Source organism: Reyranella sp. (assembly GCF_050185545.1).
Lineage (GTDB): Bacteria > Pseudomonadota > Alphaproteobacteria > Reyranellales > Reyranellaceae > Reyranella.
On the sequence record NZ_JBFWZI010000010.1, the window covers coordinates 28,818 to 55,691 of the forward strand.

General features: G+C 67.8%; 22 protein-coding genes and 2 pseudogenes. 16 read left to right on the forward strand and 8 right to left on the reverse strand.

Annotated features, from left to right (window positions below; all coding sequences use genetic code 11):
• Positions 1-193 precede the first annotated feature (193 nt).
• The 5 genes from AB7O82_RS04565 (at position 194) to AB7O82_RS04585 (ending at position 9,139) form a co-directional block, all read left to right on the forward strand.
• The gene (locus AB7O82_RS04565; RefSeq protein ID WP_428544136.1) at positions 194-2,566 is read left to right on the forward strand and encodes a xanthine dehydrogenase family protein molybdopterin-binding subunit; all 2,373 of its coding nucleotides are present in this window, start codon (positions 194-196) and stop codon (positions 2,564-2,566) included.
• Between the two features lie 343 nt (positions 2,567-2,909).
• Positions 2,910-4,988 carry a hydantoinase/oxoprolinase family protein gene (locus AB7O82_RS04570; protein WP_428544134.1) on the forward strand — a complete coding sequence of 693 codons (2,079 nt, stop codon included), beginning with the start codon at positions 2,910-2,912 and terminating at the stop codon, positions 4,986-4,988.
• 286 nt (positions 4,989-5,274) lie between these two features.
• Positions 5,275-7,011: a hydantoinase B/oxoprolinase family protein gene (locus AB7O82_RS04575; protein WP_428544132.1), complete on the forward strand. Its 1,737-nt coding sequence runs from the start codon at positions 5,275-5,277 to the stop codon at positions 7,009-7,011.
• A gap of 503 nt (positions 7,012-7,514) precedes the next feature.
• Positions 7,515-8,528: a DUF4331 family protein gene (locus AB7O82_RS04580; RefSeq protein WP_428544130.1), complete on the forward strand. Its 1,014-nt coding sequence runs from the start codon at positions 7,515-7,517 to the stop codon at positions 8,526-8,528.
• A gap of 113 nt (positions 8,529-8,641) precedes the next feature.
• Entirely contained in the window at positions 8,642-9,139 is a 498-nt protein-coding gene (locus AB7O82_RS04585) for a hypothetical protein (protein ID WP_428544128.1), read from the forward strand.
• 259 nt (positions 9,140-9,398) lie between these two features.
• Here the strand turns inward: AB7O82_RS04585 and AB7O82_RS04590 are convergent, their stop codons facing one another.
• The gene (locus AB7O82_RS04590; RefSeq protein WP_428544126.1) at positions 9,399-9,680 is read right to left on the reverse strand and encodes a hypothetical protein; all 282 of its coding nucleotides are present in this window, start codon (positions 9,678-9,680) and stop codon (positions 9,399-9,401) included.
• A gap of 359 nt (positions 9,681-10,039) precedes the next feature.
• Here AB7O82_RS04590 and AB7O82_RS04595 point away from each other — a divergent pair, with 359 nt between their 5' ends.
• Genes AB7O82_RS04595 through AB7O82_RS04605 form a run of 3 tightly spaced genes read left to right on the forward strand, consistent with a single transcriptional unit; the run spans position 10,040 to position 12,502 of the window.
• Positions 10,040-11,008 carry a Bug family tripartite tricarboxylate transporter substrate binding protein gene (locus AB7O82_RS04595; RefSeq protein WP_428555968.1) on the forward strand — a complete coding sequence of 323 codons (969 nt, stop codon included), beginning with the start codon at positions 10,040-10,042 and terminating at the stop codon, positions 11,006-11,008.
• 19 nt (positions 11,009-11,027) lie between these two features.
• Positions 11,028-11,645, forward strand: a complete 618-nt coding sequence (locus AB7O82_RS04600) for a cupin domain-containing protein (protein ID WP_428555971.1) — start codon at positions 11,028-11,030, stop codon at positions 11,643-11,645.
• Positions 11,645-12,502 carry an LLM class F420-dependent oxidoreductase gene (locus tag AB7O82_RS04605; protein ID WP_428555974.1) on the forward strand — a complete coding sequence of 286 codons (858 nt, stop codon included), beginning with the start codon at positions 11,645-11,647 and terminating at the stop codon, positions 12,500-12,502. The genes AB7O82_RS04600 and AB7O82_RS04605 overlap by 1 nt, the downstream gene beginning before the upstream one ends.
• A 9-nt stretch (positions 12,503-12,511) precedes the next feature.
• Here the strand turns inward: AB7O82_RS04605 and AB7O82_RS04610 are convergent, their stop codons facing one another.
• Entirely contained in the window at positions 12,512-13,360 is an 849-nt protein-coding gene (locus AB7O82_RS04610) for a phytanoyl-CoA dioxygenase family protein (protein ID WP_428555977.1), read from the reverse strand.
• Between the two features lie 102 nt (positions 13,361-13,462).
• On the reverse strand, positions 13,463-13,699 hold the full coding sequence (locus AB7O82_RS04615; RefSeq protein ID WP_428618728.1) for a hypothetical protein: 237 nt from the start codon (positions 13,697-13,699) through the stop codon (positions 13,463-13,465).
• A gap of 18 nt (positions 13,700-13,717) precedes the next feature.
• On the opposite strand from AB7O82_RS04615, the gene AB7O82_RS04620 reads away from it, so the two are divergent.
• Together AB7O82_RS04620 and AB7O82_RS04625 are read left to right on the forward strand one after the other, a co-directional pair.
• Positions 13,718-14,209, forward strand: a complete 492-nt coding sequence (locus AB7O82_RS04620; RefSeq protein ID WP_428618729.1) for a hypothetical protein — start codon at positions 13,718-13,720, stop codon at positions 14,207-14,209.
• Positions 14,095-14,694: pseudogene (locus AB7O82_RS04625) on the forward strand (CoA transferase); the annotation flags it as partial. The gene AB7O82_RS04620 and the pseudogene AB7O82_RS04625, both read left to right, overlap by 115 nt.
• 21 nt (positions 14,695-14,715) lie before the next feature.
• On the opposite strand, the gene AB7O82_RS04630 reads toward AB7O82_RS04625, so the two are convergent.
• From AB7O82_RS04630 to AB7O82_RS04640, 3 genes and pseudogenes are all read right to left on the reverse strand, one after another.
• Positions 14,716-15,864: an LLM class flavin-dependent oxidoreductase gene (locus AB7O82_RS04630; protein WP_428547379.1), complete on the reverse strand. Its 1,149-nt coding sequence runs from the start codon at positions 15,862-15,864 to the stop codon at positions 14,716-14,718.
• Between the two features lie 102 nt (positions 15,865-15,966).
• Positions 15,967-16,418, reverse strand: a pseudogene (locus AB7O82_RS04635) (cbb3-type cytochrome c oxidase subunit I); the annotation flags it as partial.
• Between the two features lie 607 nt (positions 16,419-17,025).
• Entirely contained in the window at positions 17,026-17,262 is a 237-nt protein-coding gene (locus AB7O82_RS04640) for a hypothetical protein (protein ID WP_428547376.1), read from the reverse strand.
• 498 nt (positions 17,263-17,760) lie between these two features.
• Between AB7O82_RS04640 and AB7O82_RS04645 the strand changes: the two genes are divergently transcribed.
• The 6 genes from AB7O82_RS04645 to AB7O82_RS04670 all read left to right on the forward strand — a co-directional run bounded on the left by AB7O82_RS04645 (position 17,761) and on the right by AB7O82_RS04670 (position 24,812).
• The gene (locus AB7O82_RS04645; RefSeq protein ID WP_428547373.1) at positions 17,761-19,344 is read left to right on the forward strand and encodes an ABC transporter substrate-binding protein; all 1,584 of its coding nucleotides are present in this window, start codon (positions 17,761-17,763) and stop codon (positions 19,342-19,344) included.
• Between the two features lie 146 nt (positions 19,345-19,490).
• Positions 19,491-20,984 carry an ABC transporter substrate-binding protein gene (locus AB7O82_RS04650; protein ID WP_428547370.1) on the forward strand — a complete coding sequence of 498 codons (1,494 nt, stop codon included), beginning with the start codon at positions 19,491-19,493 and terminating at the stop codon, positions 20,982-20,984.
• A 3-nt stretch (positions 20,985-20,987) separates the two neighbouring features.
• On the forward strand, positions 20,988-21,908 hold the full coding sequence (locus tag AB7O82_RS04655) for an ABC transporter permease (protein ID WP_428547367.1): 921 nt from the start codon (positions 20,988-20,990) through the stop codon (positions 21,906-21,908).
• A gap of 5 nt (positions 21,909-21,913) precedes the next feature.
• Entirely contained in the window at positions 21,914-22,816 is a 903-nt protein-coding gene (locus tag AB7O82_RS04660; RefSeq protein WP_428547364.1) for an ABC transporter permease, read from the forward strand.
• Positions 22,817-22,824: 8 nt separating this feature from the next.
• On the forward strand, positions 22,825-23,853 hold the full coding sequence (locus tag AB7O82_RS04665; RefSeq protein ID WP_428547361.1) for an ABC transporter ATP-binding protein: 1,029 nt from the start codon (positions 22,825-22,827) through the stop codon (positions 23,851-23,853).
• Complete coding sequence (locus AB7O82_RS04670) at positions 23,850-24,812, forward strand: ABC transporter ATP-binding protein (protein WP_428547358.1); 963 nt, start codon at positions 23,850-23,852, stop codon at positions 24,810-24,812. Before AB7O82_RS04665 ends, AB7O82_RS04670 begins: the two co-directional genes overlap by 4 nt.
• Positions 24,813-25,026: 214 nt before the next feature.
• Here AB7O82_RS04670 and AB7O82_RS04675 read toward each other — a convergent pair whose 3' ends face one another.
• Positions 25,027-25,545: a Zn-ribbon domain-containing OB-fold protein gene (locus AB7O82_RS04675; RefSeq protein ID WP_428547355.1), complete on the reverse strand. Its 519-nt coding sequence runs from the start codon at positions 25,543-25,545 to the stop codon at positions 25,027-25,029.
• Between the two features lie 23 nt (positions 25,546-25,568).
• The gene (locus tag AB7O82_RS04680) at positions 25,569-26,825 is read right to left on the reverse strand and encodes a thiolase C-terminal domain-containing protein (protein ID WP_428547352.1); all 1,257 of its coding nucleotides are present in this window, start codon (positions 26,823-26,825) and stop codon (positions 25,569-25,571) included.
• Between the last annotated feature and the right edge of the window lie 49 nt (positions 26,826-26,874).

Consider the following 26,874-nt stretch of genomic DNA (forward strand, 5'->3'; position numbering starts at 1 on the left):
GACCTTCCAGACCCAGATCACCTGTTGCGGCAGGCACATTCCGTTCGGCTGTTCCGGCCGAACGGGTTGTGCTCTAGACTTGGCACGCCAATCGCAACGAACTTCGAGACGAACCAGGACTATTCCCGTGCCGCCTCGATATCCGGAGACATGAGCTCCCGGCCGAGGTGGCCTCACACCGGAGGGATCGGCCATGGGCAGCTTTGGCATTGGGTCAGCAGTCCGGCGCAAGGAAGACCTGCGCTTCCTCACGGGCAAGGGCACCTACACCGACGACATCAACCGCCCCGGTCAGCTCCAGGCGTACGTGCTGCGCAGCCCGCACGCCCATGCCGAGATCGCCGGCATCGACACCTCCCGGGCCGAGGCAGCGCCGGGCGTCGCGGCGGTCTTCACCGGCGCCGATCTGCAGGCGCCCGCTCTGCAGGTGCCCGTGGGCGGCCTGCCCTGCGGCTGGCTGGTCACCTCGAATGACGGCTCGCCGATGGTCGAGCCGATGCGCCCGCTGCTCGCCCAGGGCAAGGTGCGCCATGTCGGCGACCCCGTGGCAGTGGTCGTCGCCGAGACGCACGCAGAAGCGGAAGCCGCGGCCGAGCTGATCGAGATCAGCTACCGGGAACTGCCGGCGGTGGTCGGCGCCGACGAAGCGCTCGAGCCCGGCAAGCCGCAGCTGTTCGAGGCCGCACCCGGCAATCTCTGCTTCGACTGGCATCTCGGCGACAAGGCGGCGGTCGATGCCGCCTTCGCGCGGGCCCACCACGTGACCCGCCTCGAGCTCGTGAACAACCGGCTGGTCTCCAACCCGATGGAGCCGCGCGCCGCCATCGGCGAGCATGACCGCGCCACCGGCGACTACACGCTCTACACGACCAGCCAGGCGCCGCACGTGCACCGGCTGCTGATCGCCGCCTTCGTGCTGCAGCTGCCCGAGCACAAGCTGCGCGTCGTGGCGCCCGATGTCGGCGGCGGCTTCGGCACCAAGGGCTCGCTCTACAACGAGCAGGCGCTGGTCCTGTGGCTTGCCGCCAGGCTCGGCCGACCGGTCAAGTGGACAGCCAGCCGCGGCGAGATCTTCCTCACCGACAACCAGGCGCGCGACCATCTCACGAAGGCCGAGCTCGCGCTCGACAGGGACGGCAGGTTCCTCGCCATGCGCGTGGCGACGCTCGCCAATCTCGGGGCATATCTCGGCAGCTTTGCGCCGGCCATCCCGACCTGGTGCTACGGCACCCTGCTCGCCGGCAACTACGCGACGCCGGCGATCCATGTCGAGGTCAAGGGCATCTTCACCAACACCGCGCCGGTCGACGCCTATCGCGGCGCCGGACGCCCGGAGGCCTGCTACGTCGTCGAGCGCCTGGTCGATCGGGCGGCGCGCGAGATGAAGATCGACCCGGCCGAGCTGCGGCGGCGCAACTTCATCGCCAACGACGCCTTTCCCTACACCACGCCAGTGGCGCTCACCTACGACAGCGGCGACTACTTCAAGACACTCGACATGGCGGTGAAGGCGGCGGACTACGCCGGCTTCGAGCGGCGCCGCCAGGAGTCGGCGGCGCACGGCAAGCTGCGCGGCATCGGCATCGCCACCTACATCGAGGCCTGCGCCATGGCGCCCTCGGTGCTGGCCGGCCAGCTCGGCGCGCGCGCCGGCTTCTACGAGAGCGCGCAGGTGCGCGTGCACCCGACCGGCGGCATAACCGTGTTCACCGGCGCACACAGCCACGGCCAGGGCCACGAGACGACCTTCGCCCAGCTCGTGGCCGACCGCCTCGGCCTCGCCTTCGACCAGGTCGACATCGTGCACGGCGACACCAGCAGGATCCCGTTCGGCATGGGGACCTACGCCTCGCGCTCGCTGGCCGTCGGCGGCACCGCGCTGGTCAAGGCGATGGACAAGATCGTCAACAAGGGCAAGAAGATCGCCGCCCACCTCCTCGAGGCCGCCGAGGCGGACATCGAGTTCACCGACGGCAAGTTCACGGTGGCCGGAACCGACCGCGCGGCGACCTTCGCGCAGGTCGCCTTCTCGGCCTACGTGCCGCATAACTTCCCGATCGAGACCCTGGAGCCCGGCCTCGAGGAGACTGCCTTCTACGATCCGACGAATTTCACCTATCCCGCCGGCGCCTATGTCGCCGAGGTCGAGGTCGACCGCGAGACCGGCGCCGTGGCGCTCGTCCGGTTCACCGGCGCCGACGATTTCGGGCGCATCGTCAACCCGATGATCGTCGAGGGCCAGGTGCACGGCGCGCTGGTCCAGGGCATCGGCCAGGCGCTCTACGAGAACACCGTCTACGACCCCGCGAGCGGCCAGCTGCAAACCGGCTCGTTCATGGACTACTGCATGCCGCGCGCCGACAACTTCGTCCCGTTCACCCTCGAGACCAACACGACCTTGTGTGCGCACAATCCACTGGGCGCCAAGGGCTGCGGCGAGGCCGGCACGATCGGCGCGCCGCCGGCGATCATGAACGCGGTGCTGGACGCCCTGGCACCGCTCGGGGTCAAGGATCTCGATATGCCGGCGACACCCGAACGCGTGCTGCGGGCGATCGCCGGCTAGACGCGCGATGATCATCTCCTCCCCAGCTCCGCAGTCAGCTCCGCTGGGGAGGAGTCGCCGGCTTACAGCGAAACAAGGAGTCATGAGTCATGCGGACCGCGGGCGTCTCGCCCGCTCTTCTCATGGGCGGGCGAGACGCCCGCGGCCCAGAAGACCATGACCCCTCCGCCTGCCTGCGCGAAGCCGAAGCGGCTTCGCTTCGGCGAAGGCAGGTCCGCGATGACGCGGACACCTCCCCGGCGAAGCTGGGGAGGAGGGCTGAGCGGGCAAGCGCCCACGGTCCGCATGAAGAAATCATGCGCTCTTGGAACCCGGACAGGCCGCGTACTAAGGTTGGCCGGTAATGACTTCCGCTTCTCTTGTCGCTCCCTGGCGCATCGGCGTCGATGTCGGGGGCACCTTTACCGACATGGTGTTGCGCGACGGCGCGGGTACCGTACGCATCTTCAAGTCACCGTCCGTGCCGGCCGATCCCAGCGAGGGCGTGCTGGGCGTACTCAGGCTGGCGGCGCGCCAGCTCGACCTGCCGCTCACCGCGCTCCTGCGCGACTGCGCGTTGTTCGTACACGGATCGACCGTGGCGACCAACACCATCCTCGAGAAGAAGGGCGCCAGGGTCGGCATGCTGACGACCGCGGGGTTTCGCGATTCGCTGGAGATCCGCCGGGGCATTCGCGAAAACCAGTGGGACCATCGCGCGCCCTTTCCCGAGGTGCTGGCGCCGCGCTTCCTGCGCCGGCCGGTACGCGGGCGCATCGCCGCCGACGCCAGCGAGCTCATCCCGCTCTCCATCGAGGATGTCGACGCAGCGGGTCGTCTCTTCACCGAGGAGGGCGTCGAATCGGTCGCCGTCTGCCTGTTCAACAGCTTTCTCGACGGCGGCCACGAGCGCGCGAGCGGCAAGCGCCTGGCGCAAAGCTGGGCCGGCCAGTGGGTGTCGCTGTCGAGCGAGGTCATGCCCACCATGGGCGAGTACGAGCGCGGCTCGACCGCCGTGGTCAACGCCTACATCGCCCCCAAGGTGACGAGCTACCTGCGCGCACTCGACGAGCAGCTGCGCCAGCTCGGCCTGCCGCGCTCGCTGCTGCTCCTGCAGAGCAACGGCGGCGCGGTGTCGGTCGGCCAGGTCGCCGACCGGCCGGTAATGCTGGTGCTGTCCGGCCCGGCTGCCGGTGTCGGCGCGCTGAAGGGGTGCGCCGGCCCGCGCGAAGCGGCGAACCTGATCTCGATGGAGATCGGCGGCACGAGCTGCGACGTCATGGTGATGGCCAGGGGCGAGGTGTCGGTCGCCGACGCGCTCACCATCGACGGCTACCACCTGACCACGCCGTCGGTCGAGATCCATACGGTCGGCGCCGGCGGCGGCGCCATCGCCTGGGTCGATGATGCCGGCCTGCTGCATGTCGGGCCACGCGGCGCCGGCGCGCGGCCGGGACCTGCCGCCTATGGGCTGGGCGGTGAGGAGCCGACCGTGACCGACGCCCAGCTGGTGCTTGGCCGCCTGCATCCCGGCCCGCTGGCCGGCGGTGCGGTGACCCTGGATGGCGCGCTGGCGCGCCACGCCATCGAGACGAAGCTCGCCCTGCCGCTCGGCCTCTCGATCGAAGCCGCCGCCGCCGGCGTGATCCGCCTGCTCGAGCAGAACCTGCTGCACGCCGTCGAGCGGCTCAGCATCGAGCGCGGCCACAATCCTGCGACCTTCACCCTGGTCGCCGCCGGCGGCGCCGGGCCGATGCACGGCGCCAACGTCGCCCGCGCGCTGGGCGCCACGCGGGCGCTGCTGCCGCGTGCCGCCGGCGCCTTCTGCGCCATGGGCATGCTGCAGTCGGACGTACGGCAGGATTATCTGCAGGTCTATCTCGCCGATCTCGACAAGGTCGATCGCGCCGGTTTCGATGCCGCCTTCGCGCAGCTCGAGGCACGCGCCGGCGACGCGTTGGCCCGCGAAGGCTTCAGCGGCAAGAGCGCCGTGCTCGAACGGGAGATGGATCTGCGCTACGACGGCCAGCAATGGCCGGTGCGGGTCGCGATCGGCGCGCAGGGCTTCGACCCCGTCCTCGCACGAAAGGCCTTCGAGGCCGAGCATCAGCGCCTGTTCGGCCACATCCAGCCCGGCCGCATCGACATCACGGCGCTGCGCGTCGTCGGCCGCGGCCTGCTCGACTGGACGCCGCCCGCCGCGCGCGCCCCGCAGGCCGCATCGCCCAAGCCACGCGAGATACGCAAGGTGTGGATAGACCCGGCGAGCGGCTGGCGCGACGTGCCGGTCTACGACGGCGCCGATCTGGCGCCCGGCTGCCGGCTCGACGGTCCACTGCTGGTCGAGGAACGCACCACCACCGCCTTCATCGGACCGGGCGACGCGCTCGAGGTCGACGCGCGCGACGATTTCCTGGTCCATGTCGGAGCGTCCCGCCAATGAAGATGCGCCACTGGAGTGACACCCCGATAGGCGCTGACGTTTCCGTTCTCCTCCCCAGCTTCGCTGGGGAGGTCGCCGTCTTACGGCGACGGAGGGGTCATGGGCTCGAGACTCGCGGCTCATGACCCCTCCGTCCGCGATGACTCGGACGCCTCCCCGGCAAAGCTGGGGAGGAGAACCGAAAAGTTGGCGCCTATGAGTGGCACGTCCCCGCGATGAGCCGCTTCGACTCACCATCATCATTTTCGCAGTGCTGTGCCGCGCGCCCGCGCGCTGGAGGTCTCCCATGACGGCAACCACGAGCCCGCCCCTGGATCCCGTGACGCTCGCCCTGGTGCAGAACCGGCTCGACCACATTTCGCACCAGATGGGCTGGGTAATGACGCGCACCGCTCGTTCGCCGATCTTCAGCCAGAGCCACGATTTCTCCTGCTTCATCGCCGATTCGCGCGGCACCCTGATCAGCCAGGCCGACGGCATTCCCATCCACACCGGCGGCGGCGGCTTCGCGGTGCGCGCCATCCTGCGCGACTTCGGCGGCGCGATCGAGCCGGAGGACGTGTTCCTGCTCAACGATCCCTACACGGCCGGCGGCAACCACCTGCCCGACTGGGTGATCGCGCGACCGGTGTTCGTCACCGGTGCCCTGGTCGCCTTCGCCTGCAATCGAGCCCACCAGGCCGACATCGGCGGCGGTGCCGCCGGCACCTACAACTCGGCGGCGACCGAGATCTTCCACGAAGGCATCCGGCTGCCGGTGCTGAAGCTGATCGAGCGCGGCCGCACGCGCGACGACCTGTGGCGCCTGCTGATGCTCAACACCCGCCTGCCCGAGGCGCTCGACGGCGACCTGCGTGCCATGATCGGCTCGACCCGCATCGGCGCCGACCGGCTCGCCGCGCTGGTCGAGGAGCTCGGCACCGACCGCGCCGGCGATTTCTTCGAGGGCGTGCTGGCCCATGCCGACCGCCGCTTCAGGAGCTGCATCGACCGCCTGGCCGAGGGCGTGTGGCGCGCCGAGGAGAGCGTCGACAACGACTGCTTCGAGCCGATCGACGGCCGCATCGTGGTTGCGCTGACGGTCAGGAATTCGCGTCTCGTCGTCGATTTCGCCGGCACCTCACCGCAGGTGAAAGGCTTCAAGAACAGCTCCATCGCCAACTCGACCTCGGCGGTGTTCATGGCGCTGTCGTCGTTCTTCGAGCCCGACCTGCCACGCAACGAGGGCGCCTTCCGCAGCGTCGAGATCCGCCTGCCCGAGGGCACGCTGGTCAACGCGCGGCCGCCCGCGCCGATGACCATGAACACGGTATTCGTGGCGCACGAGATCGTTCACGTGATGTGGAAGGCGCTGGGCCAGGCGCTGCCCGAGCGGGCCTCGGCCGGCTGGTCGAAGGCGGTGCACTCCGTCACCGCCGGCCTGAAGGACGACGGCAGCCGCTACGTGATGTACCAGTGGGCGGGCGCGCCGGCCGGCGGCGGCGTCGAGGGCCGCGACGGCTTCCACCTGATCGGGCACCTGATCACCCTGGGCGGCCTCACCCTGCCCAACCTTGAAACCTACGAGCAGCTCTACCCGGTGCGCTTCCGGCGCCAGGAGCTGCGCTGCGACAGCGCCGGCCCCGGCCGCTTCCGCGGCGGCGCCGGCTGCGACTACGAGGTCGAGATGTTCACCGCTGCCGACTACGCCTTCCGCGGCGAAGGCGTCGGCGCGCCCTCGAGCTACGGCGCCGCCGGCGGCCGCGCCGGCGTCGGTGGCGCGGTGACCCTCACCCTGGCTGACGGCAGCGAGATCCAGGCGCCGAAATACGGCGTGCAGCGCCACGGCCCCGGCATCTACCACGCCCTCTCGCCGGGCGGCGGCGGCTACGGTGATCCGCGCACGCGCGATCCCGCACGCGTGCTGCGCGACGTCCGCGACGGCGTGGTGAGCGCGGCTGCGGCCGAGCGCGACTACGGCGTGGCGATCACGGCCGACGGCCGCGGCATCGACGCGGCACGCACGGCAGCTCTCAGGGCGTGAAGTCGCCGCTTCATGCGGCACATCTCCAACCCTCCCACGTCTTACGGGGGAGGTGCCCCCGAAAGGGGGCGGGGGGGAAGCCGCAGTCGAGTTCCATGACTTGCCGACGTCGGGATCAGAGACACCTCGGGTGTGGATTTCCCCCTCCGACCCGCCTGCGCGGCCGAAGCCGCTTCGGCGCGGCGAAGGCCCGTAGGGCGGGGCACCTCCCCCGATTACGGGTCGATTGCGGGGGAGGCACCCAGCACGCCCGGCGCGCACCACGATAGTGAGAAAATAGAGGCGGTAACCCGCCCCTATTTTCACGGGAGTTCCCCACCGGCCCGAGGGCCGACCCGCCGTTTCGTGAAACTGGTGGTCCAGTTTCTTATCAGGAATGCGATGAGCCGCGCGCAACTCCCAATTGAGCACATCTCGCTGCCTGCTTCGGCAGCCTTGAACGCGATGCGGGGGCCGCCTAGCCTGCGCGCTGGGTGATGCGTCCTCTCGAAGGGAGAATGGGAATGTCGAACCACTTCACCGGCTTGAGCCTCGGCCCGCCGCTCGGCGATCAGAGGCTCGACCTCTGCGATCTCTACGCCTTCCAATCGCCGGCGGACCCGACGAGAACGGTGATCATCCTCAACGCCAACCCGTCGGCCGACGAATTCCATCCCGACGCCCTCTATCGCCTCAACATCGACAACGACGGCGATTGCCTGACCGACATGGCCTTCACCTACGTGTTCTCCCCGAAGAGGAACGGCCGGCAGACGGCAAGCGTCTTCCTGGCCAAGGGCCAGGAATCCCGTTCCGTCGAGGCTGTCGGCACGAAGATCATCGCCGATGCCGAGGTCTCGCTCGGCGCGACGCCGAACATCGTCAAATCCGGCATCTACACCTTCTTCGCCGGCAGCCGCAGCGATGCCTTCTTCTTCGACTACGATGGAATCAAGAACCTGTTCGACACCAGGGGCGGCCGGAATTTCACGGCGCCGCACCTCGGCGGCAAGTCGCCGTGGACCGGCAAGGATTCGAACACCGAGGCCAATGTGCTGTCGACGGCCATCGAGATGCCGACCGCCGCTCTCGGTGGCAAGCCTGCGATCCGCATCTGGGGGCGCTGCAGCGTGCGCCGCGACGGCAAGCTCGTCCATGTCGACCGTGCCGGCCATCCGTCGGTCAGCAGCTTCTTCAACACGGACGACACCAAGGAGGAATACAATGCCAGCGAGCCGGTCAACGACCGCACACGCTGGCTCGAGATGTTCATCCACCTGATGGGGCATACCGGCAACTACACGCGCGAGGAGGCGATCGCGGCAATCGACGCGCACGCCCTCTTGCCCGACATGCTGAGCTTCGACCCGTCCCGGCCCGCGCAATACCCCAACGGCCGTGTCTTCACGGACGACGTCATCAACCATCGCCTGTCCTTCCTGTCCAAGGGAGACATCCCGCCCGACGGGCTCAAGCCGCACGACGACGTCCTCGCCGTGTTCCCGTATCTCGGCCCACCGCACCCGCCGGCAGGTTAGGGGCCAAGTCGACCCAAGCAGGGGGACCTGATCGTCGCCCGCGCTCGGTTGCGGACCGAGCGCAAGGGCTATCGCAACTTCGGGCCCGGCGCTCCGCTGTTGGGCCGTACCGGTTGAGCCGGCGGAGCCGCGAGCCCGCTGAGCACCGATCAGGTCGATGCACGAGCGCCGACAAGGGTGCTTTCCGGTCCTCTTCGGCTGGAGATCTCAGCCCTCGGCATACGGCCGCTTCGGTCGTCGCGATCCCGGCAATTCTCGTCGTCAATGCGGCGCTGCGCGGGTCCTGGCTCGACGAACTCTGGACCTTGCATTTCTCGGACAACAGCAACGGCCTGCCCGCCCTGATGCGCGACGGCTGGCTGCGCGATACGCATCCGCCGATCTTCAACGCGTGGGCGACGCTGCTCGGTGCGCTCGGCATTGGCTCGATCGCCCCAGGGCCGGATCGTCTCGAACCTGCTCGCCGCCGGGCTGACGGGCCTCATCGCGCCCGATTCGCACGCTGGCAGCCCGAGCAGGCCGCCTTCAACACCACGCTGGTGCTGCTGGCGCTTTCCTGCCGCAGGCGATGGAAGCCTTCGTCACCGACCGCTGCTACTTCTGGCAGATGACGGCCATGGCGATGCTGGTGATCGTCGCCCGTCACGTTGCCTCGACCCGGCACGACCTGAGGCCTCGCGGCGACGTCGACGGTACACCGCAGCGGCACCGGCCTGGTCGTTCGCGCCGATCGCTGGTTCGACCGCGTCCCATGAAGGATAAGCAGCATGCCCACCGCAGTCATGACGTATGGGGTCTGACGGCGCCGCGCGTCCCGCGAGACGAGCACGGCGACGATCCCGTGATCGCGGGTCGCAACGGAGCGGCTGATTACTTTTTGCGCGTCTGCGGGAGCCCGCCTGGCGGGCGCAGCGAGCGGACGTGCTCGGCGAGCCGCTGGGGCCAACCCCGCTGCCTGCCGATCTCCGGCAGCCCGACGCCGCCACAGCCAGGCTGCGTGCATCGGAAGCGCCGGCCGGCGATCGGCTTGTCGCGCAGCGCGGGCACCAAACCGTCGATCTCCGCGCGATGGCCGCACTTCTGGCACGTCACCTCGATCGCGAGGCCGGCACGCGCGAGATCGGCGAAGGTTCGGGTTGGCGTCGTTGCCATGGGCCATGAATATAGTGGGTCGGAAGCGGTAATACCGGGGCCAGTTCCAGCCACCCACGGGCACGCTGGGCGCTGGCGCGCCCGTTGCCGACGCGACGTCTCGCACAACGCCTGACCTCGGGCCAACCCCTTGATTCGAAAGGGTGCGACCGCAAGCGACCGCACCGACCGCAAGAATCGGGGCCCGTTTTGCTTTTATTTTCGAGGCCGTCGGCCGGAGAGGGACCGGCCGCAGGCCGGCATCGATTGGAGAAAGCCCTTGCCGGCGATTTCGGCGCTCGGTGTAATCCGCCGTCTTCGAGGAAAGTGTGTGCGGCCCGAAAGCGGCAACCAAGCCGCCGGGCCGAAGGGAGGAAACAATGAAGAGCAAATGGGGACGCCGGGCCTTCCTGGCGGGCGCCGGCGCGTCCGCCGCCGTGCCGCGGCTGGCCGCGGCGCAGGCCGCCTTTCCAGTCAAGCCGATCCGCATCGTGCACGGCTACAGCGCCGCCTCGAACCCCGACACGATTGCCCGCGTGATCGCGCCCAGCATGATCGAGACGCTGGGCCAGAGCGTCATCGTCGAGCCCAAGCCGGGCGCCGGCGAGCGTATCGCCGCGCAGTACCTGATGACTCAGCCGGCCGACGGCTACACGCTCTACCTGATCACCGGCGGCGCCAACGTGATCAGCGCCACCGATCCGCAGACGCCGTTCAACACGCTGAAGGATTTCGCCTATGTCTCGACCATCACGCTGTTCCCGTTCGCGTTGTTCGTCGCCGCCAACTCACCGCTGAAGAGCTTCACGGACCTGCGCGCCGCGGCCCTCGCCCGGCCGGGCAAGCTCAACTACGGCCACAGCGGCGTCGGCAATACGCTGCATCTCGCGGTCGAGTACCTGAAGGGGCTGACCGACATGAAGATGGAGGCGATCGCCTACAAGGACACCGGCCAGCAGATCAACGATGTCGTCACCGGACGGCTCGACGTAGCGATCAGCACCTTCACCGGCTACCACGGCGCGCTCGCCAACCGCCAGGTGCGCGCGATCGGCGTCACTTCGAAGGACGTCTGGCCGCTGCAGCCCGAGGTGCCGCCCATCGCGCGCGTCGTGCCGGGCTACGAGGTGGTATCGTGGCTTGGCCTCGCCGGGCCGGCCGGCCTGCCGGGCCCGATCGCCAACAAGCTCGCCGACGCGGTCAAGGTCGCGGTGGCGCGGAGCGACGTGAAGGAGCGCCTGCAGGGCATGGGCAACGATGCGCGGGCGAGCACGCCCGCCCAGTTCCGCGCCCGCATCGAGGCCGACTACGCCAAGTGGCAGCCGCTCGCCAAGTTCGTGAACCCGTAGGCCGCAGGGGAGAGCCGCCATGGCCAAGCGCTTCCGCCGCGTCGTCACCGGGCACGACAAGGACGGCAAATCCGTCTTCATCGCCGACGGCCTGGCGCCCAACGTGCTCGAAATGGCCTCGATGCCGGGCGTCGCGCTCACCGACCTGTGGCGCACCGGCTCGGCCCCGGCGTCGAATGCCGGCAACAAGGACGCGGCAGCCGGCAAGATCAAGCTCGAGCCGCCGGCCGACGGCACCATCCTGCGCATCGTCGAGTTCCCGCCCGACAGGATGTGGCGCAAGTCGGCCGACGCCAGGAAGGCCTTCGCCTCGATCGGCGCGCAAGGCGCGCCCGACCACAGCTCGGACGACGCGATGATGCATGCGACGGCGAGTGTCGACTACATCATCGTGCTCGAGGGCGAGATCTGGGCCGTCCTCGACAAGGGCGAGACGCTGCTGAAGCGCGGCGATATCCTGGTCCAGAGGGGAACCAACCATTCGTGGAGCGTGCGCGGCAACAAGCCGTGCATCGTCGCCGCGATCCTGGTTGGCGCGGCGCCGGTCGGCCGGCTGGCGCGCAGAGCCCCGGGCAGGGCGACGAAACGGCCGGGCACGAAGTCGAGAACGAAGTCGAGCACGAAGAGGAAAGCGTGATGAAAATCGGCGCGGTGATGTTCTTCACCACGGATTCCATGCAGCCCGCCCCGTTGGCGCGCGTGCTCGAGGAGCGCGGCTTCGAATCGCTGTGGGTGCCCGAGCACACCCATATCCCCTCGTCGCGCAAGACGCCCTATCCGGCAGGTGGACCGCTGATCCGGCCTTACTACGACATCATGGATCCGTTCCTGGCGCTCAACACGGCGGCCACCGTGACGACGAAGCTCAAGGTCGGCACCGGCATCGCGCTCCTCACCCAGCGCGATCCGATCGTCACCGCCAAGGTCGTGTCGACGATCGACCAGCTGAGCCAGGGCCGCTTCCTGTTCGGCGTCGGCAACGGCTGGAACCAGGACGAGATCGAGAATCACGGCACGGCCTTCGAGAGCCGCCACAAGCTCGCGCGCGAGCGCATGGAGGCGATGAAGACGATCTGGACCGAGGACGAGCCGGAGTATCACGGCGAGCTCGTCAGGTTCGACAAGATGAAGCAGTGGCCCAAGCCGTTCCAGAAGCCGCACCCGCCGGTCATCGTCGGTGGCGCCTTCCCCTATGCGGCGCGGCGCGCCATCCGCTACGGCGACGGCTGGATCCCGCGCGCCGACCGGCTCGAGGCGGCCGGCGTCGGCGTGGTGATCGACAAGTTCCGCAAGATGGCGAGCGAGGCCGGCCGCGATCCCGCCTCGCTCCCGATCACCATCTTCCGCGTGCCCGAGGCGATGGACGGCCTGCGTTTCTGCCAGCAGATCGGCATCGACCGCGTCACCTTCACCCTGCCGGCCGAGAAGGAAGACAAGCTGATGCCGATCATCGACCGCTGGACCGAGATCAAGCGCAAGGTCGAGCAGTCCTGAATCCCTAACCTAGGTTCGCTCCGGCGCGAATTGCCGCTCATGGCGCTCGACCTGCACGCGATAGTTCTCCGAATAGCGCTCGAAGACATCGGCATGGCGCGCCGTGTCGAACTCGACGGTCGGAGGGTCAAAGAGGTCGAAATGGCCCCACCGGTCATCCCCGCGCACCAGCATCGCCGCCATGCGCACTGGTCCCGTCGGCCGGACATGGGCCGGGATGTAGTTGATGCCGCAGCCGATGCGGCGGTGCGCGGCGCGGTTGGGCGCCGAGCGGTGCACGCAGAGCGTATGATGCAGCGAGAACCAGCCGGCATCGAGCTGCATGGTGACGGCGCCCCGCTCATCGATCGACTCGGCGATGGTCTGACCGGCGCGGTTGATGCTGTTCTCGAGCCGCAGCGCCCGGTGATGCATCTGCCGCGGTGCGCCGTGCGCTGACAGAACCTCCATGCAGCCGGCCTCGCGGCTGGCATCGGTCAGTGCCACCCAGGCGGTGACCTGCTCGTCGGGCTCGAGTCCGAAATAGGTCGAGTCCTGGTGCCACGCCGCGAAGGTCGGCGACTGCGCCTCCTTGATGAAGAAGGTGCCGGTCCATATCAGGATGTCGGGACCGATCAGATCCTCGACGACGTCGAGGATGCGCGGGTGGCGCACCAGGTCGGCGTACCACGGCATCAGGGCATGCGGCTGGGTGCGCCATCTGTTCTCCGCCTCGGGCACCGGCATGCCGAGCCAGCGCTCGTAGCGCTCGAGCCCGGCCAGGCAGGCGAGCCGCTCGCCCTCGTCGAGCGCCGGGAAGGGAAACAGGAAGCCGTCGTGGCGATAGCTCGCGACCTGCGCCGCCGTCAGCGCCTTCATGCCGTCCTCCCGTCGCGTTCGTCCCAGAGCAGGCGCCAAGCGTGGCAGCGGCCGGCGGGCGACGCCAGCCCATTGTTGCAGGCCTCGCCCGCACGGTGCCCGTCAGGCCGGCGGCCGGATCAGGACGATCTGCGTCACCCAGCTGCCGACGACGAAGACCACGATGACCGCGAACGACCACGGCTCGGCGACAGCGGTGGTCCACGGGAAGAAACCGAGGACCACGGCCATGGCCAGGGCGCCCAAGGCAACCAGCAGCCCCGAGCCCCATACGACGATACCTACTGGCAGTACGCCCGGCTTGCCGCCTTGCGGGGCGCGCAGATCATCGCCTGGCATTCGGTGTCGGATCGCGTGATGCCAGGCACGCCGCCGGCCCAGGCGACGGGCAACCATTCGACGCTCGCCAACGTCCAGTACATGAGCGCGCAGAATGGCGTCTGGGTGATCGGCGCGACGCGCAGTGGCATCGAGACCAACCCGATCACCGGCGGCAAGCTCTACTACAACGGCGGTTCCAGCATCTGGTCGCCAGCCAGCCGCAAGCTGGTGCAGGCGCCGATCGTGCCTCCGGAGGTGCTGCCGCCGGGCCTCAACGGCGTGTTCAGCACAGAGATCGTGCCGACGGAGGCTGACACGGCGCGCGCGGCCGCGCTATCACGGCGGCGTCCCGACGTCTACACGCCGCTGCTCACGCTCCATCGCGTGCCGGTCGATGGCAATGCCACGAAGGGCTCGAGCATGTCGGCTATCTCGAGGAGTATCCGCAGTATCCCAAGACGCCGTTCGGCGAGGCAGTGCCGCGCGGCGGCAACGCCGGCGGCGGCGCCCAACCGGGCTGGGTGCTGAAGTGCAAGGGCTGGGAAAGCGACCCCAACGCCTACATCTACTTCACCATCCAGGAGCAGAACTGCCCGCGCACCGCCGAGGCGATCGGCCATCCCGAGTTGGCCAAGGATCCCGCCTACGCGACCGCCAAGGCGCGCCAGCCGCACATCTTCGACATCTTCGCCGAGATCGAGCAGTGGCTGGCCGACAAGACCAAGTTCGAGGTGGTCGAGATCCTGCGCAAGTACGAGGTGCCGTGCGCGCCGGTGCTGTCGATGAAGGAGATCGCCTACGATCCGGCGCTGCGCGCCTCCGGCTCGATCGTCGAGGTCGACCAGGAAAAGCGCGGCAAGTACCTGACCATCGGCAGCCCGGTGAAGTTCTCGTCCTTCAAGCCCGACATCACCGGCGCCCCGCTGCTCGGGGAGCACACCGACGAGGTGCTTGCCGGCCTGGGCTACGGCGCCGAGCAGATCGCGAAGCTGCACCGCGACAAGGTGGTGTGAGGGACCCGTCCTCGCGGGCCGCTACGCCGGCGCAAACAGGTCCTCGTGGCCGGCCCGCGCGCGCGATGCCGGTCCGCTCGCACCGGAGCCGACGGCAAAGGCCGGGTCGTGCCGCAGTGTCGGCACGACGCGTTCGGCGAACAGGCGCATATTCTGCTCGGCTTCGTGATGCGGCAGGTTGCCGAAGGCGAACTCGGTGACGAGATGGCCGAGCCCGGTCACCTTCTGCAGCTCGCCGATCTGCTGCAGGCAGTCGTCGGGCGTGCCGACGATCTGGATGGAGACGTAGAACTCGGTCGACTTCCTGAGATTCTCGGGGTCGCGCAGCTTGGCGTAGGTCTTGGCCATCTTGCCGTACGATTCGTAGCCCTTCACCGAGCCGAGATGGCCGTCCGAGAAATGGTAGTGGTCGTCGATCGACTGCCACTTGCGTCCGAGATGGCGGATCGCCCGTTCGCGCGCCTCCTCGCGGCTCTCCGCCACCGAGACGTTGGTCAGGATGATGGGCGGCTTCGGCGCGAACCCGGCGGCGGCCGCCGTGGTGTGGAACTTGACGATGTCCTCGCGGCACTTGGCCCATTCGTTCTGCATGATCAGCAGCATGCCGAAGCCCAGCCTGGCGATCATGTCGGCCGATTCGGGGCTCACGGAGCTGGCATAGAACCGGCGCTCGGGATGCGAGATCGGCCGCGGCCGGATCGCCGTGCGGGGAATTTTGTAGAACTCGCCCTGGTGCTCGAAGGTCTCGTCGCGCAACGCCTTGACGATGATCTGGGCGGCCTCGGCGAAGCGCGGGCGGGCCTCGCCCATGGCGATGCCGAAGCCCTCATACTCCGCCGACGCCGCGCCGCGGCCGAAGCCGAACAGGCAGCGCCCGCCGCACATGATATCGAGAAGCGCGATCTGCTCGGCGACGCGAATCGGATCGTGCCAGGGCAGCACGATCACCGCCGTGCCCAGGGCGACGCGCCTGGTGCGGCCGGCGAAGTAGGCGAGCAGCTGGGTCGGCGCGGGCGACATGGCGTAGCCCGTGAAATGGTGCTCCAGCGCCCAAAGCGAGTCGAAGCCCAGCGGCTCGGCGAGATCGCCGAGGGCCAGGTGCTCGTGCACGACGGCGGCGTCGGGCCGGCCGGCCTCGTGCAGCATGTTCAACGCAATGCCGACCTTCATGACGTTCCTCCTGACTTGTTGGCTTCATCGTTCAACGTTCGCCCCCCGACGGCAAGGGCCGTCTCGTCGACCAGCAGCGACTCACGGATGGCCCGAGGCGAAGGAGATGAATGCGCCGAGCGAGGACAGGTAGTTCCAGTGCCGCATGGCGTCGGCGTAGTCGACGATAGTGGCGCGGCATGCCCGCCAGCCCGCTGAAGTGCATCGGGAAGAAAGTCAGATTGACGCCGAAGAAGGTCGTCCAGAAATGGATCTGGCTGGCCCGTTCCGGATACTGCCGGCCGCTCATCTTGCCGATCCCGTAGTAGTAGCCGGCGAACATCCCGAACACGGCGCCGAGCGACAGCACGTAGTGGAAGTGCGTGGTCACGTAGCAGCTGTTGTGCAGGGCGTAGTCGACGCCGGCATTGGCCAGCACCACGCCGGTGGACGCCGCCCACCGTGAACAGGAAGATGAAGCCGATCGCCCACAGCATCGGCACCTCGAGTCGGATCGAGCCGCCCCACATGGTGGCGATCCAGCTGAAGATCTTCACGCCGGTCGGCACGGCGATTGCCGTGCGCGGTGACGACGGTGTTCCACAGGTCGCCGTCCGCGGCGTTGAAGTACTGCACGCCGGGCTGTAGCGGCTCGAGGCACATCGCCACCGAGAAGATGGCGCCGATGAACGACACGGCGATCGCAAACACCAGGTACATCGTGCCGACGTCCTTGTGATTGGTGCTGTCGAGCCAGCGCTTGACGCCGTGCGGCGTGTCGTGGCCGTGGTGGTCGTGCTGATTCGAGATGCTGGTCGTCGTCGCCATGCGATGGCCCCCGAAAAGAAGAGTTCGGGGACCAGCCGCACGGCGGAAATCCATACTCTTCTTATGGTTACTTGACCGAGGGCATCGGCCGGATTCCTTGATCCAGATCAAAAGATCGCTCGCGCGACACGACGCATGGTTCGCCTGCGTGCTTTCGCGTCATGCCGCTTCCTCTCAAGTCGGCCGCGCCTCGACGACGGTCGAGCGGCCACGCATCCTCGACGACTATCCCGTCGAGAAATTCCATCGCGGCAGAGGGGCTTCCAGATCTGCGACGGCCCGAGCGAGATCAGGAAGGTGCCTATCGCCGGCGAACCGGCGAAGGAATCATACGGGAGAGCGCCCCTGGTTCCGTCAGTCTCGGGCGCCGGCACGACCGCGCACGAGATCGCGGACCGTGGTGACGATCAAGTCGATGACGAGCCAGGTGACCAGGAAGCCGCCGAACTCGAGCAGGAAGCTCTTCCAGTGATAGAAGAAATTGGTGATCACCAGGGCCGGCAGCAGGCTCAGCGCCTGGCTGGCCAGCAGCGGTCGTGCCTGGCTGGCGAGCTCATTGCGCAGAGGTTTGTTCCGCAGCAGGCTGTACATGATCTCTCCCTCGAATTTCGGTGCATCACCCTAGGCGCGACGCCCATGGCTGTACAGGACGGTTCGAAGTCCCGGTTGCGGAATTCCGTTGCCCGATCCACGGCTTGCCCTTAACGTCGCCGTCAATGGTCCCGTAGAGGATCGCAGTTCCACCCCGAGCGGGACTGGCCTTCCAGGGAGGCAACGATGAAGTCGATTAGCGTACCGCGTCGTCTTCTGAGTAACGGCATCCACGATCTTCCCGCGGTCGAAGCGGCGCGCGGAACGGGCGTACGAGCCTAGCGTAAGGCCGCCCGGCGCGGCGACTCCGGCCCACCGTCAAGGCGGTGGTCCACGACAAGCCGGTTGGGCGGCGGCGTAAATCGAGGCTTTCCGCAGGAGGTTCCGCGCGCCGACCGACCGGCGCCGACGCAGGACGTCGAGCGCCGACCGGCACCGCCCGCGGCCCCTGCCCATCGAGTCCAGTGCCCGGGTGTGCGGGCCGAACGGGAGGCAGGCATGGCAGTCCAGGACGATATCGCCGGATCCTTCGCAACAGCGCCGGACAACGGCATGGGCCGTCGCCGACTACTGGCGCTCGCAGCTCTGGGGCTGGCGACCGCGCCGAACGTCGCCTGGTCGGGACCGCCGCAGGGGCAGCTCACCTGGGCCGTGCACTTCTCGCTGGCGCCGACCTGGTTCGACCCGGCCGAGACGCCGGCCATGATCACGCCGTTCCTCTTGATGTATGCGCTGCATGACGCCGTGGTGAAACCCATGCCCGGCAGTGCCGCGGCGCCCTGCCTGGCCGAGGCCTGGAAGGCGTCCCCGGACGGCCTGGCCTACCAGTTCACCCTGCGGGCCGGGGCGAAGTTCCACAATGGCGAGCCGGTGACCCCCGAGGACGTGAAGTTCTCCTTCGAGCGCTATCGCGGCACCGCAGCGACGCTGATGAAGGAACGGGTCGCGGCAATCGAGACCCCCGACGCACGAACGGTGCGCTTCGTGCTGAAGAAGCCGTGGCCCGACTTCCTCACTTTCTACAGCTCGGCGACGGGCGCCGGCTGGATCGTGCCCAAGAAGTATGTCGAGCAGGTCGGCGAGGACGGATTCAAGAAGGCGCCGGTCGGCGCCGGTCCCTACCGCTTCGTTTCTTTCACGCCCGGGGTCGAGCTGGTGCTCGAGGCGTTCGACGGCTACTGGCGCAAGCCGCCGGCCGTGAAGCGGCTGGTCTTCAAGGTGGTGCCCGAGGAGGCCACGCGGCTGGCCGCTCTCAAGCGTGGCGAGGTCGATCTCGCCTACTCGATCCGCGGCGAGCTCGCCGAGGAGCTGAAGCGCACGCCCGGTCTCACGCTGAAGCCGGTGGTGATCCAGGGGACCTTCTGGCTCTACTTCCCCGACCAGTGGGATGCCAAGTCGCCCTGGCACGACCAGCGCGTGCGTGACGCGGCGCGGTTCGCCATCGACTACAAGTCGATCTCCGAGGCGCTGACCCTCGGCCATTCGCCGATCACCAACAACATCATCCCCGACGGTTTCGATTACTATTGGAAGGCGCCGGCGGCGGTGTACGACGCAGCCAAGGCCAAGAAGCTCCTGGCCGATGCCGGGCTGCGCAGCGGCTTCGACGCCGGCGACTACTACTGTGACGCCTCCTACGCCAATCTCGGCGAAGCCGTGATCAACAGCCTTCAGGAGGTCGGCATCCGCGTCAAGCTGAGGCCGCTCGAACGCGCCGCCTTTTTCAAGAGCTACTCCGAGAAGAAGCTGAAGAACATCATCCAGGGCTCGTCCGGCGCGTTCGGCAATGCCGCGACGCGGCTCGAGACCTTCGCCGTCAAGGGCGGCGCCTATTCCTACGGCAGCTATCCCGAGATCGACACACTGTTCGCCGAGCAGGCGATCGAGCTCGACCAGACCAAGCGCACCGAGAAGCTGCACCGCATCCAGCAGATCATTCACGAGCGCAGCGTCTACGCGCCGATCTGGCAGCTCGCCTTCCTCAACGGCCAGGGCAAGCGCGTCGGCGAGTCCGGGCTGGGCCTGGTCCGCGGCCATGCCTACTCCGCCCCCTACGAGGACGTGACGATCAAGCAGACCTGACACGACAGCACCAACGAGCGGACCAACCGCCGGCAACAGGGAGTGACCGCATGCTCTCCTCTCGCAGTGACCAACGTGAAGGCGTAGCCGGCCGCGTTTCCGTTCGTACGACACGACGCGGCGTTCTCGCTCTTTCCGCGGCGGCCTTGACCGGCCTTGCCGTGCGTGCCGCGGGCGCCGCACCGCAGGACGAGCTGCGCGTCGCCTCCCACGTGTCGTTGGCGCCGACCTGGTTCGATCCGGCGGAGACGCCGGGGATCATCACGCCTTTCATGCTGCTCTATGCATTGCACGACGCGCTGATGAAGGGCATGCCGGGCAATCCTGCGGCGCCCTGCCTGGCGGAGAGCTATACCACGGCGCCGGACGGACGGAGCTACACCTTCGCCTTGCGCAAGGGCGTCCGGTTCCACAACGGTGAGGAGATGACGGCCGAGGACGTGAAGTTCTCGCTCGAGCGCTATCGCGGCGCCGCGTCGAAGTCTCTGAAGGAGCGCGTCGCCCGCGTCGACATCCACGATTCGCATCGCCTGACGATCCACCTGCACAATCCGTGGCCGGACTTTCTCACCTACTACGCCGGTGCAACCGGCGCCGGCTGGATCGTGCCGAAGAAGTATGTCGAGAAAGTCGGCGAGGACGGATTCAAGAAGGCGCCGATTGGTGCTGGGCCGTACAAGTTCGTCTCCTTCACGCCCGGCGTGGAGCTGGTGTGCGAGGCTTTCGAGGGCTACTGGCGCAAAAAGCCGTCGATCCGGCGGCTGGTCTTCAAGGTGATTCCCGACGAGGCGACACGACTGGCTGCGCTGCAGCGCAAGGAAGTCGACATCGCCTACTCGATCCGCGGCGAACTGGCCGACGAGCTCCTGCGCACACCCGGCCTGACGCTGAATCCGGCCGTCAGCTCCGCGCCTTTCTGGCTCTACTTCCCCGAGCAATGGGACGCTCAATCACCATGGCACGACAAACGGGTGCGCCAGGCGGCTTCCCTTGCGCTCGACCGCACGACCATCAACCAGGCGCTGACCATGGGCCATTCGCACCTGACCGGCAGCGTGTTTCCGGAGAATTTCGAGTTCTACTGGCAGCCGCCCAAGCCGGCCTACAATCCCGAGATGGCGCGCAAGCTCCTTGCCGAGGCTGGCCATCAGCGTGGCTTCGACGCCGGCGAGTACTTCTGTGACGCGTCCTATGCCAACATCGGCGAGGTCGTCCTCAACAACCTGCGCGAGGTCGGTATTCGCGTGAAGCTGCGGCCGCTCGAGCGCGCCGCCTTCTTCAAGGCCTACTCCGAGAAGAAGTTCAAGAACATCGTGCAGGGTGCGTCCGGGGCGTTAGGCAATTGCGCGACGCGCGCCGAGGCCTTTGTCGCCAAGGGCGGCACCTATGCCTACGGCAGCTACCCCGACATCGACACGCTGTTCGCCGAGCAGGCAGTCCAGATGGACCGCACCAAGCGCACGGAGATCCTGCACCGGCTGCAGCAGCTCGTGCACGAGAAGGCGATGTACGCACCGATCTGGCAGCTCGCCTTCCTTTCCGGCGTCGGACCGCGCGTCGGCCAGTCCGGCTTCGGGCTGATCGCGGGCTTTGCCTATACCGCACCCTATGAGGATCTCACGCTGAAAGGCCAAGGCTAGCACATGAAACAGTTCATTGTTCGCCGCATCGGCTATTCCCTGCTGTCGCTGTTCCTGCTGTCGATCACGATCTTCCTGTTCGTTCGCGTGACCGGCGATCCGACGACCCTGCTGGTCGAGCCCGGCGCCAGCCCGGAGGACATCGAGACCATGCGCCAGCAGTTCGGCCTCGATCAGCCGCTGTGGACGCAGTACTGGCTGTTCGTCTCGAGCTTCGTGACCGGCGATCTCGGCCAGTCCTTCTACTATCGAACGCCGGTGCTCGAGCTCTACTTCCAGCGCCTGCCCAACTCGCTGATGCTGGCCGTGGTCGCGATGGCATTGTCGCTGCTGATCGGCATCCCGAGCGGCATCCTCGCGGCGGTGCGCGTCGGCGGCTTCTGGGACAGCGCCGGCAAAACCTTTGCCCTGCTCGGCCTGTCGCTGCCATCCTTCTGGGTCGGCCTAGTGCTGATCCTGGTGTTCTCGGTGTATCTCGGATGGCTGCCCTCGTCCGGCTCCGGCGGCATCGCCCACCTGCTGATGCCCGCCTTCACGCTCGGCTGGTACTTCGCGGCCGCCCACATGAGGCTCACGCGTTCCTCCATGCTCGAGGTGCTGGACTCCGAGTACGTCAAGCTGGCTCGGCTCAAGGGCCTGCCCGAGTCGCTGGTGATCGGCAAGCACGCGCTGAAGAACGCGCTCATTCCGGTGATCACGCTGGCCGGCATCAACCTCGTGGTGATGATCAACGTGGCTGTCGTGGTCGAGACGGTGTTCGCCTGGCCCGGCATCGGCCGGCTGCTCTACGAGGGCATCACCTTCCGCGATTTTCCCGTCGTCCAGGCCGTGGTGGTGATCGGCGGCAGCATGATCATCCTGGTCAACCTGCTGGTCGACGTCCTCTACGCCATCATCGATCCCCGCATTCGTCTGGAGAGCTGACGCAAATGACCGTCACAACGCCTCCCCTCGCCGCCGGCACCGCCGCGGCACCCGCGGCACGCAGCCTGAAGCTGTGGCGCCTCGAAGGCTTCCCGCTGATCCCGGTGCTGATCCTGCTGTTCATCGCCCTCGTCGCCGTCTTCGCCGACGTGCTGGCGCCCTACGATCCGCAGATAGGGAGCCTCGCGCGCCGCTTCCGCCCGCCGGCCTGGGAAGCGGGCGGCAGCATGGCGCACCTGCTCGGCACCGACCATGTCGGCCGGGACGTGCTGTCCCGCCTGATCTTCGGCGCCCGTGTGTCGATGATCGTCGGCCTCACGGCGGTACTGGTGGCCGGCACTATCGGCACGGTGCTCGGCATCCTGTCGGGCTATCTCGGTGGCTGGGTGGATCAGGTGATCATGCGCATCACCGACACCTGGCTCGCGCTGCCTGCCCTCACCTTCGCGATCTTCCTCGCCGCCATTGTCGGCCCGAGCGAGCTCAACATCATCGTCATCCTGGGCGGCGTCTACTGGACACGCTATGCCAGGGTCGTGCGCGGCGAGGTGCTGTCGCTGAAGCAACGGGAGTTCGTTCGCCTCGCCGTGGTGGCCGGCTGCTCCAAGACGCTCATCATGCGCCGCCACATCCTGCCCAACGTGATCAACTCGGCGGTCGTGCTCGCCACCCTGATGCTGGGCGTGGTGATCGTCACCGAAGCGTCGCTGTCCTTCCTCGGCGTCGGCGTGCCTCCGCCCAAGCCGGCCTGGGGCCTGATGATGGCCGACGGCAAGAAGGGGTTGATGGTCGGCTACTGGTGGCTGACCGTGTTCCCCGGGATCTGCATCATGCTGATGGTGCTGTCGGCCAATCTGCTGGGCGATTGGCTGCGCGTGAAGCTCGACCCGCAACTGCGCCAGCTGTGAGCCGCGACATGGCCAACAAGCTTCTGTCGCTGGAGAGTCTGTCCGCTCACTACGTCTCGCAGCAGGGCACGCGCGTGGTGCGTGCGGTCGACGAGGTGACGCTGAGCCTCGATGCCGGCGAGACCCTGGGCATCGTCGGGGAATCGGGCTCGGGCAAGAGCACGCTTGCGCTCACCATCCTGCGCCTTCTGCCGAAGGCCGCCCGCATCGTCGGCGGGCGCATCATGTTCGAGGGCGAGAACCTGGTCGACAAGCCGGAGTCCGAGATGCGGCGCGTGCGCGGCAAGCGCATCGCCATGATCCTGCAGGATCCGATGGCCTCGCTCAATCCACTGTTCAGCATCGGCGACCAGGTCGGCGAGCCGCTGCGCGTGCACGAGGGCGCCAGCCGCTCCAGCGCTTGGCAGCGCGCCATCGATTTGATCAAGTCCGTCCGCATCGCCTCGCCGCAGACCCGCGTCACGCAGTTCCCGCACGAGATGTCGGGCGGCATGCGCCAGCGCATCGTCGGCGCCATCGGCATGTCGTGCGAGCCGCGCCTGCTGATCGCCGACGAGCCGACCACCAGCCTCGACCTCACCATCCAGGCGCAGTACCTCGACCTCCTGCGCGAGCTGCAGCGCGCCCACGGCCTGGCGCTGATCTTCATCACCCACAATCTCGGTATCGTCGCCAAGATGTGCGACCAGCTCGCCGTCATGTATGCCGGACGGGTGGTCGAGCAGGGGACAGTGTCGCGCGTCTTCTCGCACCCGCTGCACCCCTACACGAAGGCGCTGCTGGGCTCGATCCCACGCATGACCGAGGACCGCGAGCAACTCACCGCCATCGACGGCCAGCCGCCCGATCTCGCCAACCTGCCGGCCGGTTGCTCCTTCGCCGCGCGCTGCCCGGCGGCGTTCGCGCGCTGCCAAGTCGAGGCGCCCCCCAGCTTTACCGTCGAGCCCGGACGCAGCGCCCGCTGCTGGCTTGCCGCACCCGGCGCGCAGGCCTCGATGGACCAGACGATCCCGCTTTCGCGGAGTGCCGCGTCATGACCGCCGTGATGGAAGCCAAGGACCTGAGCAAGCATTTCCAGGCGCGTCGCGGGCTGTTCGGCGGCAGCCGCGGCGTGGTGCGCGCGGTCGACGAGATCTCCTTCGCCATCGAGCCCGGCCACACCCTGGGTGTGGTGGGCGAGTCGGGCTGCGGCAAGACGACGACGGCCAAGCTGGTGCTGGGGCTCGAGACGCCGAGCGGCGGCTCGATCCAGTTCGAAGGCCGCGATCTCGCGACCCTCGACGCGTCGGGCCAGCGGCGCTATCGCAAGTCCGTGCAGGCGGTGTTCCAGGACCCCTATGCCTCGCTCAATCCGCGCATGCGGATCAGCGCTATTATCGCCGAGCCGCTGGTCACCAACGAAAAGACCACCGCCGCCGAGGTCCGCCAGCGCGTGCTCGAGCTGCTCGATCTGGTCGGCCTGCCGGAGCGCTCGGCCGATCTCTTCCCGCACGAATTCTCGGGCGGCCAGCGCCAGCGCATCGCCATCGCCCGCTCGCTCGTGCTGTCGCCGCAGCTGGTCGTGCTGGACGAGCCGGTGTCGGCGCTCGACGTCTCGATCCGCGCACAGATTCTCAACCTCTTGCGCAACCTGCAGACTCGGCTCGGGCTCTCCTACCTGTTCATCGCCCATGACCTCGCGGCGGTTGCCCACATGAGCCACGAGATCGTGGTGATGTATCTCGGCAGGATCGTCGAGAGCGGCGAGGCGCGCGCGCTCGCTCTCGACCCGAAGCACCCCTACACCAAGGCCCTGTTCGCGGCCGCCCTGCCCAGCCATCCCGACGAGCGGCGCGACGAGCCGGTGCTGCAGGGCGAGGTGCCGAGCCCGCTGGCGCCCCCTGCCGGCTGCCACTTCCATCCCCGCTGCCCGCACGCCACGGCGCGCTGCGCCCAGGAGGCACCACGGCTGAGGCCGGTCGAAGGCCGCCAGATCGCGTGCCATTTGTTTGACTGATGTCTATCCTCCCCAGCGTCCCCGCTGGGGAGGTGTCGCCGTCATATGGCGACGGAGGGGCCATGACGCTTCGCTGGGAGCGCGCCACTCCGATGGCGCTCTTCTTGCCCGGTGACACACCCCATGAGCGCCATCGGAGTGGCGCGCTCCCAGCCATGACCCCTCCGCCCCGTATGACGGGGCACCTCCCCAGCGAAGACGCTGGGGAGGAGTCTCATTCCGGATACCGCCACGGCTTGTCAGGTTGCGTCGCCGCCTCGTCGATCGTCCAGTGCGGCAGCGACAGGCCTTCCGTCACGTCGGCGTAGACCATGCGCACGCGAGAGCCGATGCCGACCTTGCCCACCTGGTCGGGTGGCGCGAGCTTGCCGTCCGGCGTCACCAGGTTGCCGACCACCCGCAGCGCCTCGTGCTCGGTGGGCTTGCCCTTCTGCGTGTCGAGATCGACCAGCAGGATGAGATACGGCGTGTGACTGCGAAAGGCAGGCTGGATGGCGTGATGCACCTCCGTGTAGGAATGCACCGCGCCGCGCCCTTCGACCGCCATCCATTCCGACTTCGGGCTGGCGCACCACGGACAGGCGGTGGTCGGCGGATAGCGCAGCAGCCCGCAGGCGCTGCATTTCTGCAGATGGAAATTGTGCGCCGCGCAGTGCTTGAAGTAGGCAAGGTTCTCGACGTCGAGGTCGTTGATGTCGAGCGGCATGCCGAGATAGGTGGCCTGGATCGCCATTGTCGTTCTCCCTTTCCGCTCGCTCAGTCGTTCCGCATGACCATAGCCGACCCGGTGCCCGGGTTGGCCCAGCCGAGATTGGCTGTCAGCTCGCACCGCTTGACCTGGCGGCAGCCACCCTCGCGGTAGTCATAGGTGTGCCGGCGCTTCCCGTCGGGTCCGATGGGGCAGGAATCGTCGGCGTCGTGGCGCAGCTGGCGGACGTTCTCGATCACCATGTTCTGGCCGTGCGTGTAGCCCTCGCAGAGATGGCCGCCGCTGGTGTTGTTGGGTCGCCGGCCGCCCAGCCGGATCGTGCCGTCGCTGACATAGGCACCGCCCTCGCCCTTCTTGCAGAATCCGTAATCCTCGAGCTGCAGCATGGTGGTGAAGGTGAAGGCATCGTACGAGCCCGTGGCGTCGATATCCTCCGGCCCGACGCCCGAGTTCGGCCACAGGATGTCGCGCGCATAGTGGCCGGCAACGGTCGAAATCGGGCCGTGCTGGTAGTGCATGTCGGTGCGCGGCTTGTTGCAACGGCCGACCACGCCACGGATCAGCACGCGCGGGTGGCGACAGTCGCGCGCCCGCTCCGCGCTGGTCACCACGATCGCCGTGCCGTTGTCGGTCTCGACGCAGCAATCGAGCAGGTGCAGCGGCTTGCAGATGATGCGACTCGACACGACCTCGTCCACAGTAAAGCGTTTCTTGTAGAACGCCTTGGGATTGTTCGAGGCGTGTTCGCTGTGGATCGCCTTGACGGCGGCAACCTGCTCGGGCCGCGTGCCGTAATCGTGCATGTGGCGCATGAAGGTCGGGCTGAACATCTGCCCGGCGCTCTGCCAGCCGTAGGCGCGGCCATGCAGCGCGTCGCCCGACACAGGTGCCGCCGCGCGCGCGCCGGTTCCGCCGATGCGCACCTGGGAGAAGCCGTTCATAGCGCGGAAGATCACCACAGCCTTGCACATGCCGGCTTCCATCAGGCCCATTGCCATGCCGATCAGCGCCTCGGTCGACGAACCGCCGCCGAACACGTCCATGTAGAAGTTCGGCCGGATGCCGAGATCTCCGGCGATGAAGGTCGAGAAGGTCGAATCGCCCGACTGGTAGGACAGCATGCCGTCGACGTCGGAAGGCTTCAGCCCGGCATCCTCGATCGCATTGCGCACCGCCCAGGTCCCGAGTGCGCGCGTCGTGATGCCCGAGCCACGCATGTAAGTCGTCTCGCCGACGCCGACGATGGCGTACTTGTCGCGCAAATATTTCGGGCTTGTCGTATCGGTCTCGGCCGGCATCGCCATGGCGTCTCCCCTTGGTTCGTTCCGAACGAAGCCTATGATGGAGGGAGGC

Excerpts from the sequence above, each read along its gene's own strand:
- AB7O82_RS04640 (WP_428547376.1), bottom strand. The coding sequence starts at position 17,262 with ATGTACAGCCTGCTGCGGAACAAACCTCTGCGCAATGAGCTCGCCAGC.
- AB7O82_RS04590 (WP_428544126.1), bottom strand. The coding sequence starts at position 9,680 with ATGGCAACGACGCCAACCCGAACCTTCGCCGATCTCGCGCGTGCCGGC.
- AB7O82_RS04670 (WP_428547358.1), top strand. The coding sequence starts at position 23,850 with ATGACCGCCGTGATGGAAGCCAAGGACCTGAGCAAGCATTTCCAGGCG.
- AB7O82_RS04595 (WP_428555968.1), top strand. The coding sequence starts at position 10,040 with ATGAAGAGCAAATGGGGACGCCGGGCCTTCCTGGCGGGCGCCGGCGCG.
- AB7O82_RS04575 (WP_428544132.1), top strand. The coding sequence starts at position 5,275 with ATGACGGCAACCACGAGCCCGCCCCTGGATCCCGTGACGCTCGCCCTG.
- AB7O82_RS04675 (WP_428547355.1), bottom strand. The coding sequence starts at position 25,545 with ATGGCGATCCAGGCCACCTATCTCGGCATGCCGCTCGACATCAACGAC.
- AB7O82_RS04665 (WP_428547361.1), top strand. The coding sequence starts at position 22,825 with ATGGCCAACAAGCTTCTGTCGCTGGAGAGTCTGTCCGCTCACTACGTC.
- AB7O82_RS04605 (WP_428555974.1), top strand. The coding sequence starts at position 11,645 with ATGAAAATCGGCGCGGTGATGTTCTTCACCACGGATTCCATGCAGCCC.
- AB7O82_RS04660 (WP_428547364.1), top strand. The coding sequence starts at position 21,914 with ATGACCGTCACAACGCCTCCCCTCGCCGCCGGCACCGCCGCGGCACCC.
- AB7O82_RS04570 (WP_428544134.1), top strand. The coding sequence starts at position 2,910 with ATGACTTCCGCTTCTCTTGTCGCTCCCTGGCGCATCGGCGTCGATGTC.
- AB7O82_RS04630 (WP_428547379.1), bottom strand. The coding sequence starts at position 15,864 with ATGAAGGTCGGCATTGCGTTGAACATGCTGCACGAGGCCGGCCGGCCC.
- AB7O82_RS04620 (WP_428618729.1), top strand. The coding sequence starts at position 13,718 with ATGCCAGGCACGCCGCCGGCCCAGGCGACGGGCAACCATTCGACGCTC.
- AB7O82_RS04610 (WP_428555977.1), bottom strand. The coding sequence starts at position 13,360 with ATGAAGGCGCTGACGGCGGCGCAGGTCGCGAGCTATCGCCACGACGGC.
- AB7O82_RS04655 (WP_428547367.1), top strand. The coding sequence starts at position 20,988 with ATGAAACAGTTCATTGTTCGCCGCATCGGCTATTCCCTGCTGTCGCTG.
- AB7O82_RS04565 (WP_428544136.1), top strand. The coding sequence starts at position 194 with ATGGGCAGCTTTGGCATTGGGTCAGCAGTCCGGCGCAAGGAAGACCTG.
- AB7O82_RS04580 (WP_428544130.1), top strand. The coding sequence starts at position 7,515 with ATGTCGAACCACTTCACCGGCTTGAGCCTCGGCCCGCCGCTCGGCGAT.
- AB7O82_RS04615 (WP_428618728.1), bottom strand. The coding sequence starts at position 13,699 with ATGCCAGGCGATGATCTGCGCGCCCCGCAAGGCGGCAAGCCGGGCGTA.
- AB7O82_RS04645 (WP_428547373.1), top strand. The coding sequence starts at position 17,761 with ATGGCAGTCCAGGACGATATCGCCGGATCCTTCGCAACAGCGCCGGAC.
- AB7O82_RS04680 (WP_428547352.1), bottom strand. The coding sequence starts at position 26,825 with ATGGCGATGCCGGCCGAGACCGATACGACAAGCCCGAAATATTTGCGC.
- AB7O82_RS04600 (WP_428555971.1), top strand. The coding sequence starts at position 11,028 with ATGGCCAAGCGCTTCCGCCGCGTCGTCACCGGGCACGACAAGGACGGC.